Origin of the sequence: Thermotoga sp. RQ2 (genome assembly GCF_000019625.1) — a bacterium.
Classification (GTDB): domain Bacteria; phylum Thermotogota; class Thermotogae; order Thermotogales; family Thermotogaceae; genus Thermotoga; species Thermotoga maritima.
Window position 1 is genome coordinate 1,133,369 of record NC_010483.1, and the last position, 12,639, is coordinate 1,146,007.

12 protein-coding genes are annotated in these 12,639 nt (G+C 47.1%); all 12 read right to left on the reverse strand.

Features of this window, described 5'->3' with window-relative positions; genetic code table 11:
- Nucleotides 1-2 precede the first annotated feature (2 nt).
- The 12 genes from TRQ2_RS05605 to TRQ2_RS05660 all read right to left on the reverse strand — a co-directional run bounded on the left by TRQ2_RS05605 (nt 3) and on the right by TRQ2_RS05660 (nt 12,636).
- Entirely contained in the window at nt 3-3,188 is a 3,186-nt protein-coding gene (locus tag TRQ2_RS05605) for an LptF/LptG family permease (RefSeq protein WP_012310931.1), read from the reverse strand.
- Nucleotides 3,172-3,879 carry a phosphate signaling complex protein PhoU gene (gene phoU / locus TRQ2_RS05610; RefSeq protein ID WP_004082252.1) on the reverse strand — a complete coding sequence of 236 codons (708 nt, stop codon included), beginning with the start codon at nt 3,877-3,879 and terminating at the stop codon, nt 3,172-3,174. The genes TRQ2_RS05605 and phoU overlap by 17 nt, the downstream gene beginning before the upstream one ends.
- Nucleotides 3,876-4,652 (reverse strand): NAD(+) kinase, encoded by a 777-nt coding sequence (locus TRQ2_RS05615; RefSeq protein ID WP_012310932.1) that lies wholly within the window; start codon nt 4,650-4,652, stop codon nt 3,876-3,878. Before TRQ2_RS05615 ends, phoU begins: the two co-directional genes overlap by 4 nt.
- Nucleotides 4,649-4,945, reverse strand: a complete 297-nt coding sequence (locus TRQ2_RS05620; protein WP_004082248.1) for a YggT family protein — start codon at nt 4,943-4,945, stop codon at nt 4,649-4,651. The genes TRQ2_RS05615 and TRQ2_RS05620 overlap by 4 nt, the downstream gene beginning before the upstream one ends.
- A complete protein-coding gene (locus TRQ2_RS05625; protein ID WP_011943579.1) occupies nt 4,946-5,635 on the reverse strand; it encodes a YggS family pyridoxal phosphate-dependent enzyme in 690 nt (229 codons plus the stop codon). It lies immediately after the preceding gene.
- Nucleotides 5,636-5,646: 11 nt separating this feature from the next.
- The gene (ruvB, locus tag TRQ2_RS05630) at nt 5,647-6,651 is read right to left on the reverse strand and encodes a Holliday junction branch migration DNA helicase RuvB (protein ID WP_011943578.1); all 1,005 of its coding nucleotides are present in this window, start codon (nt 6,649-6,651) and stop codon (nt 5,647-5,649) included.
- A gap of 96 nt (nt 6,652-6,747) precedes the next feature.
- Complete coding sequence (locus TRQ2_RS05635; protein WP_004082244.1) at nt 6,748-7,959, reverse strand: S-layer homology domain-containing protein; 1,212 nt, start codon at nt 7,957-7,959, stop codon at nt 6,748-6,750.
- On the reverse strand, nt 7,956-8,768 hold the full coding sequence (gene panB, locus TRQ2_RS05640) for a 3-methyl-2-oxobutanoate hydroxymethyltransferase (RefSeq protein WP_012310933.1): 813 nt from the start codon (nt 8,766-8,768) through the stop codon (nt 7,956-7,958). Before panB ends, TRQ2_RS05635 begins: the two co-directional genes overlap by 4 nt.
- Nucleotides 8,734-9,528 carry a Rossmann-like and DUF2520 domain-containing protein gene (locus TRQ2_RS05645; RefSeq protein ID WP_012310934.1) on the reverse strand — a complete coding sequence of 265 codons (795 nt, stop codon included), beginning with the start codon at nt 9,526-9,528 and terminating at the stop codon, nt 8,734-8,736. Before TRQ2_RS05645 ends, panB begins: the two co-directional genes overlap by 35 nt.
- Nucleotides 9,519-10,640, reverse strand: coding sequence for an alanyl-tRNA editing protein (locus tag TRQ2_RS05650; RefSeq protein WP_012310935.1), 1,122 nt, complete (start codon nt 10,638-10,640; stop codon nt 9,519-9,521). Before TRQ2_RS05650 ends, TRQ2_RS05645 begins: the two co-directional genes overlap by 10 nt.
- Complete coding sequence (locus TRQ2_RS05655; RefSeq protein ID WP_012310936.1) at nt 10,637-11,257, reverse strand: V-type ATP synthase subunit D; 621 nt, start codon at nt 11,255-11,257, stop codon at nt 10,637-10,639. The genes TRQ2_RS05650 and TRQ2_RS05655 overlap by 4 nt, the downstream gene beginning before the upstream one ends.
- Nucleotides 11,254-12,636, reverse strand: a complete 1,383-nt coding sequence (locus TRQ2_RS05660) for a V-type ATP synthase subunit B (protein ID WP_012310937.1) — start codon at nt 12,634-12,636, stop codon at nt 11,254-11,256. Before TRQ2_RS05660 ends, TRQ2_RS05655 begins: the two co-directional genes overlap by 4 nt.
- Nucleotides 12,637-12,639: the final 3 nt, after the last annotated feature.

Genomic DNA, 12,639 nt, shown 5'->3' on the forward strand with positions numbered 1-12,639 from the left:
TCTCAAAAAACGTTGAGCCCTATCCCTTCTTCCGTGTCGAAACCGATACCGCTGTTCGGAAAATCTCTTATGAAGAAAAGAATGGAGAAACTCTCAAGAGTGAAATTCCTGCCGAATGAAGTTGAAATCTTCGTTCCAAGACAGTGCAAAGCCTTTTCAACAGACAGAGAAAACTTCTCCACGTTCCAGTCCTTTAATGAAAAAGATATTTCCAGTGCCGGATCACCGTTCTTTGTCTGATAAGAAAATTCCAGGTTGTCACTGGAATAACTCATTTTCAAAGAGTGGGTGGACTCTCCTTTTTTAAACGTCCCGCGTATCCAGAATTCATCCAGTTCAAAGGGATCAACGTTCAGCTTTGTGTACGCGGTTATTCGCGGGTTTTCCATGAAAAGGAAATTCTTTCCGTATATCCTCATCTGATCCTCGACGTATTTAACGTGTGGTTCTCTGTAGTAGTAGGTGAAGTAGAATCTGTTCAGGAAAGCTCCCATTCTCTGCTGGAAGTTCCAGGTGGTGTAACTTCTGCTGATCTCGTCCAGAACGAACCGGGTAGTGGAGTCCACAGTGTGAGTGATATCTCCTGTTTTGAATGAGTAAGAGGTTTTGAGATACGGATCCGAGAACTCCTTTTCGAGGAAATCGTAGGTTGTTTCTAAGGAAGATTTGAAATTTTCATAAGAGAACGATACTTTCAGATCCACCTCGTTTTTTGATTCATTCTGGGAAAACTTTCTGAGGTTTTCTCCGGAAACCGTGAAGAGTTTGTAGTAACTCTCGAAGGAAAAAGGCCCCAGAGGCACTCTGAGTGTGGTTGTGAACAGATTTCCAACACGGTAGCCGTCTTCGTTCGATCTGTACACGCCAGCGTATATTTTATCATCCAGTACGAGAAACTTCCCGAGGGAAAGGTTCTGAAAATCCCATATGGAATCTGTTTTGAGGTAGCTCGTTCGTTCGTCGAGGTTTTGGTTTTCAAACAAGTACTTTCCAGTGGTACTGACGCTCACGGACTGAAAAAGCAAGAAGGGAACAGAACGAAAAGAAAGGCTCACCGACCCGGAGTTCCTCTTTTCTTGATCTTCTATGCGGGTTTCGTGATTGAAACTGTCCACAGAAAAAGTTCCTACACCCGTCTTGACGCTCACTTTTTTCACAGTTACTTGTGGGAGTATGTAACTGTCTTCGCCGTCCGATTCTTTTTTGAGAACCACGTTCAGACTTCCGTTCAGGATCTTCTCCTTTCTTTCGAACTGATAGATTCTCTCTTCGTTTTTCTGTGAGAAAAGGAAGGTGTTTTTACTGTCGAAGATCTTCACCAAAACGCTGTGGGATGTCGATTCTTTGTAGTCTAAATTGATGGACCAGCTTCCCATCTTGTGGTTCCAGTTGAGTTCCTTAGACAGGTCTCCGCTCAATACACTTTTGGTTGAGAAATACAGTAGTCCAGAGGGGTAAGACACGTTGTAAGAGGTTTTCAGGTACGGGTTATCTCCCACACCCACTTCAACGGAGAACGGTTGCGGTTTGTCGGATAGTGAAGTGAAAAAGATGGGTTGATAAAACAGCGGTATTTCCAGAAGATAGAAAACCACATCCTTTGCCAGGAGGTAGTCGTTCTCTTTTATTTCTATGTACCTGGCCTTGAGCTTGTAATGGGGCGGAGTTTCCGAGCAGGTGGAGATGGAACCCATGTCCACGATCGTTCTCGAGCCTTCAGAGGTGAGATCTTCACCGGACAGGTAAATTTTTTTCTTTTCTTTTTCTATTTCGAGGACAGTGCTTCCCCGAATGTGAGTAAGAACGCTTTTTTCATTTTCCAGATAGAAGATCAAATGCTCACCAATCAAGATCGTGTCTGCCTTTCTGTATATCACTCCACCTGAAGCTTCGAGTTTTTTCGCTTTCCCTTCTTCGGTGAGCTGAACCGTGGCTTCGCTCGCCTGGACGGTCATATCTTTGTACGATATTTCAACGCTTCCATGAAAGACCATTTCCTCCGGAAACCTTTCCATTCGATCGGACACTATGACAACCTGTGATGAAAAAAGAGAAGAGACGGTGAAGATGAAGGCAACGAAAAACAGTCTCGAGAGAAATTCTGTGATTCTGTAGGCGAGAAAGGTGTCGAGAAGGATAAACAGGAGCGTTCCAACGATCGTGAACACGATGTTTGGAATCCACGGTGCGAGCACGGGATCGAGGAGATTTTCCTTTCCCATGGCGCTGAGCCACGCACCGCTTCCCTGATAAAGGACAACGAGTACGAAAGTGAAGATCACACCCCAGGATTTGCTTCTCAGCTGAAAGAGAAGAGAGAGAGGCACTCCAACGAGCACTATCACTATCGGCGTCAAAGAGTTCGCGTATCTGCTGTGAAGCTCTACGACCCAGGGAGAAGGTTTCACTCCCACTTTTTTGAAGAATTCTATCTTTTCCTTGAGTTCTCTTCCAGTCATCTCTCTCGGCGTCTTTCCCACACGAAGGAGTTTTTCTATGTCTTCTGTAATATCCAGTTTCATCTCAGAAAAGTGCACGTCGAGTTTTAAGAAGCCATCTTTATCGACGGTGTAGTAATTTCCATCGAAGAGGTACCAGTCGTTACCTTTTTTCTGCACCCTTTTTGCGGTGACTATCGTCTCTTCATGCCCGTATCTGAAAATAACCACGTTCCACATCGTGCTTGTTCTTTCGTCGTATTTTTCCACATAGAAATACTGGTCGTCTCCTATCTTTGAGATGACGTTTTCAACGACAAAAACCTCGGGTTTTTTCAGAACGTACTTCGACATTGCTTCTTCTGCTTTTGATTGGTACTCGGGAACGATTTGATCGCTGAGGAAGAAGACGGCTATGGAGAGAAGGGCTCCAAGAATCAGAAAGGGAACGATCAAATTTTTTTGGGAGATTCCGTGAACCTGTATGGCCATGAGCTCTCTTTCTTCGGAGAGTCGTGAGAACGTCCAGAAGATGGCGAGGAGTACTCCAACGGGAACACCCATTGCGACGAAGTAAGGAAGGTAGTAGTACAGCATGAGAAAGAGTTTTTCGATTCCCACCCTGTGCCTCACTATCAGATCGGAGAGCTGGTAGAGAATCTCAAGACTGACGAAAACGATGAAACCACCAAGACCGATCAAGAAAGGGACAACGGAGAGTTTCAGAAGATACTTAATCAGAACTTTCAAAGAGCACCCCTCCGGATTTTTTGAAGAGAAGGAGTTCATCGTGGTAGCACTTGTAGGCCTCTCCCTGAACCATGTAAACGGAGACTTCCACGATGTTGGTGGCGTAATCGGCTATGATCTCTATGTTGCCGGCTATTTCTAAGAGGAGAAGAGCCCTTTTCACATATTTGGGTGACTCCATCATGTAGAGCAAGAGTTCTTCACGCACCTTCTCGTACAGGTCATCAACCTTCGAATCCATCCTGCAAACTTCGAAAGACTTTTCTACGTTCACATCGGCGAACATCCTGAGAGCGAACTTCAACATTTCTGAAGTTTGATTCGCCATGGCTGGAATGTCTTCGAGAGGTTTCAAGGGAGGTTCTTCCATGAGTTCAAGGACGTTCTTTGCGATGTCATGGCATTTGTCGGCTATATTTTCAATGAGCTCTGCCACCCTTATACCCGCTGTTACTGTGAGAAGGGGCTTTCCTATGGGAGAAAAGAGGCCGAGCACCTCCATTGCTTTTTCCTGAATCTCCACTTCCATCTGATCGACAACCTCTTCATCTGCGATCACTTCCCTGGCGAGGGACTCGTTTCTTTCGACAAGTGAGGATATGGAGTTTCTGAACATCTTTTCTATGAACCATCCCGCTTTGAGAACGCCTTTCTTGAATTCTTCCACCTTTTCGTTTAAGAGTCTATTCACTCGATACGCCTCCCGTAACCGAGTTTGTCTCTTATCACCGTCACGTAATCGTACTCAGGAGGTCTCAGAATTCTAACGTATCTTCTGGATTTCTTTACTTCGATTCGTTTTGTTTTTCCCGTCAGGACTCCATCCACCAGCATGTTTATATCTCTCTGGGATTCAACCACCACTTTGAAATTCGAGGGTATCACAACGCTTCGGGTGAGAAAGAATTGTGGTGCAATGGGAGAGATCTCCAGCACCTCGCATTCCGGGAATATTATGGGACCTCCTATGGAAAGAGAATAAGCCGTGGAACCTGTCGGTGTGGAAATCACCACTCCGTCTGCGAAGAACCACATGGAAGAGTGGTGCTCCACCTCGACCTCTATTTCGACCATCTTTCCACTCAGGTCACGTTCGAGGGTGACATCGTTCAGGGCGAGATGGTTTCCGAGTTCACTTTCGATCTGTATGAACCATCTTGTTTCTTCCCGGAAGTTCCAGTTTCTGAGATCCTCGAGAAATCGATCTATCTCATCGAGGGTGTAGGATGTGAGGAACCCCAGTCTGCCTGCCTTGAAGCCCACCATTGGTGTTCCATCGGCCGCTTTTTTCGCTGCCTTGAGCACGGTTCCGTCTCCTCCAACCACCACTATCAAATCTGCCGTAACCCTTCCTGGAGCGTTCGCTTTACCGAACTCGATTACTTCGTGTTCTTTTGAAATCTTTTCTTTCAGGAATTTTCCCTCTTTTTCTCGCTCTTCTCTGTAAAGAATGGCGATTTTCATGAAAGTCTCACCGCCAGATCGAAGAGGGTCTGTACGAGGAAACCGTCCAGGAACATGAGAATGAAGATGGCAATCATAGGAGATATGTCAACAGAACCTATTGGAGGCACAACGCGTCGAATAGGATTCAAAACGATCGAAGATAAAGCATCAAAGAACCTTCTTACAGGGTGATAATAGTAAGGTGTGGTCCAGCTGAAGATCGCAGAGACAACGATGGACACAATCTCCACGTATATGAACGTTCTCAGAACCACCGCGATCGATCTGAGCAGATTGGCTATCACGAACATTCACTTCCCTCCTTCGAATATGGCGCTTCCAATCCTCACCATGGTTGCTCCTTCTTCTATCGCTACTTCGAAATCGTTGCTCATGCCCATGGAAAGCTCCTTGAGTTTCACGTTCCCGTTGAACCTGCTGGCGAGCTCGTCCCTTAGCTCTCTGAGAGTTCTGAAACCCCACCGAACTTCTTCGGGGTTTTCAGCGTAGGGAGCCATGGTCATAAAGCCGAGAACTTCGACGTGTGGGAATTCCTGACAGAGTTTCAAGAACTCTTCCACTTCTTCGACCAGAAGCCCGGCCTTCGTTTCTTCTTTGAAGACGTTCACCTCAAGGAGAATCTTCTGGATTTTCCCAAGTTTTTCTGCCCTTTTTTCTATTTCTTTCAGCTCCTCTTCCCTCCAGACGGAGTGGATCAGTTCACATCTCGGTACGATGTATTTCACCTTGTTCGTCTGTATTCTTCCAATGAAGTGCCAGATGATGGGTTTGCCCTTGAAATATTCGCTCTTTTTGACGAGATCCTGCGCTCTGTTTTCTCCGAACTCTCTGATACCAAGGAACACGAGTTCTTCCATCTGCTGGACGCTGGCGTATTTTGAAGCGACTACGAGCCTCACTTCGAAGGGATCCCTGTTTGCTCGAAGAGCAGCGTTTTTCATTCTGTTGAGAACCCTTTCGAGGTTTTCTTTCAATCCCATGGGAGATCACCTCAGAAGAGACGGTTTTCCGGGACTTCGTACTTCAGGTGTTTGTAAGCCTTTTCAGTGGCGACCCTTCCTCTTGGAGTTCTGGCGAGAAATCCCGCCTGGAGGAGGTAAGGTTCATAAACTTCGCTCAGAGTGTCCGCTTCCACACCGAGTGAAGCGGCGAGGGCGTTCAATCCGACGGGTCCTCCCCTGTAAATCTCTATGATCGTCTTCAGAATCTTCCTGTCGAACTCATCCAGCCCCTCGGCGTCTATGTTCAACACTTCCATGGTCTTCAAAACGATATCGGTATTGATTCTGTCTGCCTTTACCACCGTGAGCATGTCCCTCACTCTCTTCGTGAGTCTTATAGCGATCCTCGGTGTGCCTCTCGATCTTTTCGCGATCATCTCTGCTGCTGAATCTTCTATTTCAACGTCCATCAAGCTGGCCGCTCTTTTTATGATTTCCTTCAGTTCTTTCACAGTGTAGAAGTCCAGTTCGAGGATGATACCAAACCTGCTTCTGAGAGGAGAACTCAAAAGACCACTTCTCGTCGTGGCTCCAACGAGCGTAAAAGGCTGGATGTCTATCCTGATGGACTTCGCACTCGGACCCTTTCCGATCATGATGTCTATCTGGAAGTCTTCGATGGCAGAGTAAAGAAGCTCCTCCACTGCTTTGTTCAATCGGTGTATTTCGTCTATGAAGAGAACGTCTCCCCGTTCCAGACTTGTGAGGATGGCGGCCATATCTCCCTGTTTCACAAGAACCGGTCCGCTCGTAACGTGGATGTTCGTCTGGAGTTCGCTGGCGATTATGTGTGCAAGGGTAGTCTTTCCGAGTCCCGGTGGTCCTGCGAGGAGGACATGATCGAGTACTTCTCCCCTCATCTTCGCTGCTTCGAGAGCGAGGGAGAGTTTCTTTTTCACGTTTTCCTGACCAATGAATTCATCGAGGCTTTTGGGCCTTAGAAACTGTACACCAGAGTCGTAAACGGTCCTTTCAGGTGTGAGAAATTCACTCACCTTTCCACCTCTTCTGTTTTTCTTTTTCTTGAAAAAATTATACCACTCGAACAAAAAAGGGGGCTTGCGCCCCCTTTTCTTCTCTGAAAAAGGAGATCATTTGCCACTTCCCATCACAAAACCGATTATCACACCGACGATTCCGATGGCGACACCCGCAAGGGCCATGGTCTGAACATCGGAGATCTTCTTGCTGAGGGTGGCGCTCACGCTGTTTACATCTTCCATCCATGGTTTCGAAGAGACGACCTCGTCAACTTTCTGGGAGAGTTCTGCGTTACTCTGATTGAGATTCTTAACTTCTTCTTCGACTTTGGTGACTCTTGCTGTGACTGCTCCCATGCTTCTTTCGAGTGAGTTCACCTTGTCAACTGCCGACTCCACCTGAGAAACTCTCTTTTCCAGACTCTCAACACGGCTGTTCACGGTCGTGATCTGACCTTCAAGAACGCTCACACGAGCATCGAGAGCTCTTGCCGTCTTCTGCTGAGTTTCAAGGTCGCTCTGGAGTTTGGAGACGAGCACCTTGAGGTTTCCTATCTCTCCAGACAGAGCGGTGTTGTTTTTCTCGACACTGGCAGAGAGTTCGGAGAGTTTCTGATCGAGAGTATCTGTGTAGGATTTGAGAGTTTTTTCCACGTAATCTTTGAGAGAAGCCTCGGAATTTCTCACTAGTGCCTCAAGGTTCGCCGTTTTCGTCTCAACGGCGGAGAGCCTTCCTTCGAGATCGCTCAGTTTCGAGACGGTCTGGGCGATCTTGCTGTCGACGTAGTCTTTGTTCACGAAGTCCCCCGAAAGTTTGGATTCGAGAGCGGCGATTTTCGAAAGCGCTTCGTTCACTTTAGCATCCAGGCTCTGGAGTTCATCTGACTGACTCTGAACCTGACTCATGACTTCGACTCTGAGGTTTTTGAGGTCAACGAGAGTGGCTTTCAAGTTCGCCACATCGTTCTTGAGAGTTTCAAGATCGGACGTTACTCCCCCAAAATTGTCAGATAGGTTCTGAACCTTCATCAAAGCTGTGCTGACGAGATCCTCGAGAGTAGAGACCTTGTTTATCAGTCCGGAAACGTCCGCAGAAGGTTGTTTGAGTATGTTGTAGAGTCTGTAGAACGCCACCGCTGCCTGATACCTGGTGAGGTAGGAGTTACCCTGGAACGTTCCATCCGGCATTCCAGTGAGAACACCGAGTTTTGACATCTCCATTACCGCTTCGTAGGCCCAGTGGTTGACGGGAACGTCTTTGAACTGCTGTGAAATTCCGACGAATGCTCCAAGCATCAGAACGAACACCAGAAGCTTCTTCATGAAGACACACCTCCTTTGGATTTATCTGTGAATGAATGTTCTTCGGTGGGGAACAGACCCTCTTTTACCTCTCTTCTGAACTCTTGCAAAGCTTTCAATATGACTTCGTACAGGTTTGCGTATTTCTTGGAAAAGCGAGGTGCGAAGTCCGGATTCAGACCGAGAAGGTCGTGCCAGACGAGAACCTGACCATCACAGAAACGGCCTGAACCGATGCCAATGGTTGGAATGGAGACGCTTTCGGTGATCTCCTTAGCGACTTCCTCAACAACGAGCTCCAGAACGATAGCAAAAGCCCCCCTCTTTTCAAGCTCCCTGGCGCTCCTCAAGAGGTATTCTCTGTTTTTTTCCGTCTTTCCTTGGACTCTGTAACCACCGAAACGGTTCACGAACTGAGGTGTGAGGCCTATGTGGCCCATCACCGGAATACCGCTTTCGACCAGTTTTTGAACGAGCTCACCGAATTCCTCTCCACCCTCTATTTTCACGGCATTCGCACCGACCTTCAAGAACTTCCCAGCGTTCTCCACAGCTTTTTCCACGGAAGTCTGGTAGGAAAGGAAAGGCATGTCTGCTACTATGAAAGCGTCTGGGGCTCCCCTTTTCACGGCTGCCACGTGTATCAGCATTTCTTCCATAGTTACGGGAATCGTGTTTTCGTACCCGAGAACGTTGTTTCCAAGGGAGTCTCCAACGAGAATGACATCTATGCCGGCATCTCTCGCGATTCTGGCGCTGGGAGCATCGTACGCGGTGACCATCACGATCTTTTCCTTACCTTTCATCTTCTTGAGCTTCTCGACGTTCACTTTCTGCCACCTCCCTGAGCAGCTTCACAATCTCATCGTAGAGCACGGTGTTTCCGAAGATCCTTTCGTACTCCCTGCGCTCTTCCTCTACCACCTGCCAGTCTCCTCTTTTCACAGGGCCTGTCAGAGAACATTCCACTCTCATCTTCTTTATGTTGTCCGCCACACCTTTCATCAGGGTGTGAATGAGGAGTTCCGGTTCATCCAGACCAAGAAGAGTGTATATCCTCTTTGAAAGATAGGCAAGTGCCACCGGGAAATTCGAAGCGATGACAGCGGCGAGATGGTAAGCTTTCTTTTTTTCCGAAGGGATCACGAAGTACCTTCCGGAGATCTCTTCTGCGATTTTTTTCACAACCGCGAGACCTCTTTCGTCTCCTTCCAATCCAAAGACGATCTGGTCTTTCATTTCAAGGGCTTTTTCGAGGCTGGAAAAAGAAAAGTTCGGGTGGATCGATGCTCTTCCACTCTTTTTGAAAATCTCCGACGAGAGAAATCCAGAACAATGTACCAAAACAGCGTCTCCGAGATTCAAGTGGTTCGCCACCGTTTCTATGTATCTGTCCGGGACGATAACGAAGACCACACCGTTCAACTCAGGGTGCTTTTCTATCGTGGCAGCTTTTCCCCCGTAAACTTCAGCAAGGTTTCGAGCCTTATCTATACTGCGGGACAGGATGTATCCTATTTCACACCGATCTTTCAAACACTCAAGAAAAAACCTCGTGAGGGTTCCGGTGCCCACAAAGTTCAGAACCATTTCAATATCTCCCTCAATTTTTCAACGATTCTCGAAGTGGAGTTTGCTGTTATCACAGCCCTCTTCTGGCTCGATCCGCCTTCTATGTTCAACTGTTCTTTCAATTTCTCGAAGATCTTTCTGCAATCTATCCAGTTCGAAACGATCTCTACCCGGTCAGGATGCTCTAAAAGAACGATTGTGTCTTTGCGATCTGCGAGGAACTTGGGTAAGTACTTCATTTCCTCTGGAGTTCCAGAGAAGTGATACAGATAGTACTTTCCGATCTTTTCTGGTTCTGCTACTTTTGAGAGAATCTCGGCGTACTTTTCCGACAGTTTGTCGAGCTTTGCACTCTTCTCTTTGACTTCTTCGAGAAGGTTCTCTGCTCTCTTCAGGAGTTCCTTTGTGGATGTGGTCAGCACTCTGGAGAGTGACTTCAAGAGTTTATCTTTTTCTCTGTAATCTTTCAGGGCTCGATCGCCTGCAACGAAATAGATCCTTGTTAGCACCTTCTTCACCTTCTCCGTGTCCACGATCTTTATCAGACCGATTTCTCCAGTGTTTTCTACATGAAACCCTCCGCAGGCGGTGACATCGAAATCTCCTATCTTCACCACTCTGACTTTTCCTTCCACATTGGGCAGTTTTCTGAGGTTCATTTTCTCTGCTTCTTCTTTTTCTATCTCGAGAATTTCAACTCTCTCACAGCTTCTCACCACTTCGTTGGCCAGATCCTCAGCTTCTTCCAGAACATCTTCGAGAACGAACGGAGCGTTCAGATCTATGGTGGAGACCCTCTCTCCCATGAGGAAACTCACCGTTTCAAGATCGGCCACTTTCAGAAAAGCGGCTGAGAGGATGTGCTGAGCGGTGTGCTGACAGGCGATGTCTTTTCTCCTGGCAAGGTCTATTTCGTACTCGTACTCACCCGGTTCGAGATGAGCATCCAGATAATGAAGGATGTATCCATTCTTTTCCTTCACCTTCAGAACATTTGCAGGACCGATCTTTCCTCTATCACCAAGCTGTCCACCCTTTCCGTCTGTATAGAAAGGGCTTGTTCTCGAAACGGCGATGATTTTCTCACCATCTTTTATAACCTCGTCTATTCTTATTCTACCCGCAGTCATCTTCTTCCAACCTGCACCCTTTCTTTCAATCGCTTGATCTTGAAGAACTCTTCTCTTTCTTGTTCTTCGAGGGTATCCTGAATGTATTTTATCGTTTCTTTGAGCTGGGGGATCACCACGTTCTCCAGAGCATTGACCCTTTTCTTCACTTTTTTTGCCTCGTAAGCCAGTCTATAGACCTTGTTCTCAATCACCGCAACTTTTGCTACCAGCTCGAGCGCTTTCCTGAAGGCGAGATAGGCCTGATCGAGAGCTGCGTTTGTGCTGTAAATCTCGTAAGGTATTTCCGTATCGAAACCTTCTATTTCCATCTCAGGTACCTCAACTCCCATGACACTTCTGAAAACGATCTTCAGAGCGCTGAACTCAGAAATCCCGCTGGCGTATTCTTCCACACTCTCTATTCCCAGGTCCAGATTAGCTCTCTGAAGGGAACGGTAAGCTTTTTCGAAGACCTTGAGCAATTCCTCCTGAAGTTTCCTTGCTTCTTCTATGAGGCTCACAAGTTCCCTCATGATGACCGTTCGTTTTCTTTCCAGAAGATCGTATCCCTGAAGTGCTAAGGAAAGACGTTCTTTCAGAGCGATCAGGTTGCCGCGGGTTGGAGCCACACTCACGTTTTTTCACCTTCTCTGTAGTACTTCTCTATGTGTTCCTCTTTGATCCTCGTGAGTTCATTTTTCGGAAGGATCGATAAGGTTTTCCACGCCAGATCCAGGGATTGTTCTATCGTCCTTTCTTCGTCAAAACCCTGATTCACGAAAGAGTGTTCAAACTCCTCACCGAATTTGAGATACAGTCTGTCGATATCCGGCAGGTCCTCTTCACCCACGATAGAAGCGATGGATTTTACCTCCATCACCCTGGAATAGGCAGAGAAGAGCTGTGAAGCGACATCCGGATGATCTTCTCTTGTGTAACCTTTCCCTATTCCGTCCTTCATGAGCCTCGAGAGGGACGATAGAACGTCGAGTGGAGGATATATTCCCCTGCTGAAAAGGTTTCTGGACATGACGATCTGTCCCTCTGTTATGTATCCGGTGAGGTCAGGTATTGGATGCGTTATGTCGTCGTTCGGCATAGTGAGTATCGGTATCTGAGTGATCGAACCGTTCTTCCCTCTTATGATACCAGCCCTCTCGTAGATGGAAGCCAGATCTGAGTACAGATACCCGGGGTAACCTTTTCTCCCGGGTACTTCTCCTCTGTAGTTTGAAAGTTCTCTCAGAGCTTCGCAGTAGTTGGTCATATCGTTGAGAATGACCAGAACATGCATACCGAGATCGAAGGCAAGATACTCGGCTATCGTGAGAGCTACCCGTGGAGTAGCTATTCTCTCTGCCACGGAATCGTTCGCCAGATTCAGAACCACGACCATGTTTTTTATAGCTCCGCTTTCCTCAAGACTCTTCACCACAAAACTAGCATCGTCCTTTCTCAGTCCTATTGCACCAAAGACCACCGCGAATTCCTCGCCTGTTGTCACCTTCGCCTGACGCGCTATCTGGACCGCGAGCCTGTTGTAAGGAAGACCGTTTCCGGCGAATATGGGAAGTTTCTGCCCTCTTATCAAAGTCATCAGGACATCTATACTGGATATACCCGTCTGAATGAAATTTCTGGGATATTCCCTCGCAGCAGGATTTATCGCGGAACCATTTATATCCATAGTTTTTTCAGGAATGATCTCACCGAGGTCGTCTCTTGGGTTTCCGAGGCCGTCGAGTGTCCTTCCAAGCAGATCACGAGAGAGTTTGACTTCCAGAGGTCTGCCGAGGAATCTAACCTTCGTTTTTCCAACGTCTATCCCGTCAGTTCCTTCGAACACCTGAATCACGACCGCTTTTTCTTTCGCTATGATGACTCTTCCCATTCTTCTTTCTCCATTTTCCAGAACTATTTCGACAACCTCATCGTATCGGACACCGCTCACGTTTTCCATGACCATAATTGGGCCTTTTATCTCAGAGAGGCCGGTTTGTTCTTTCACAGCCATCGT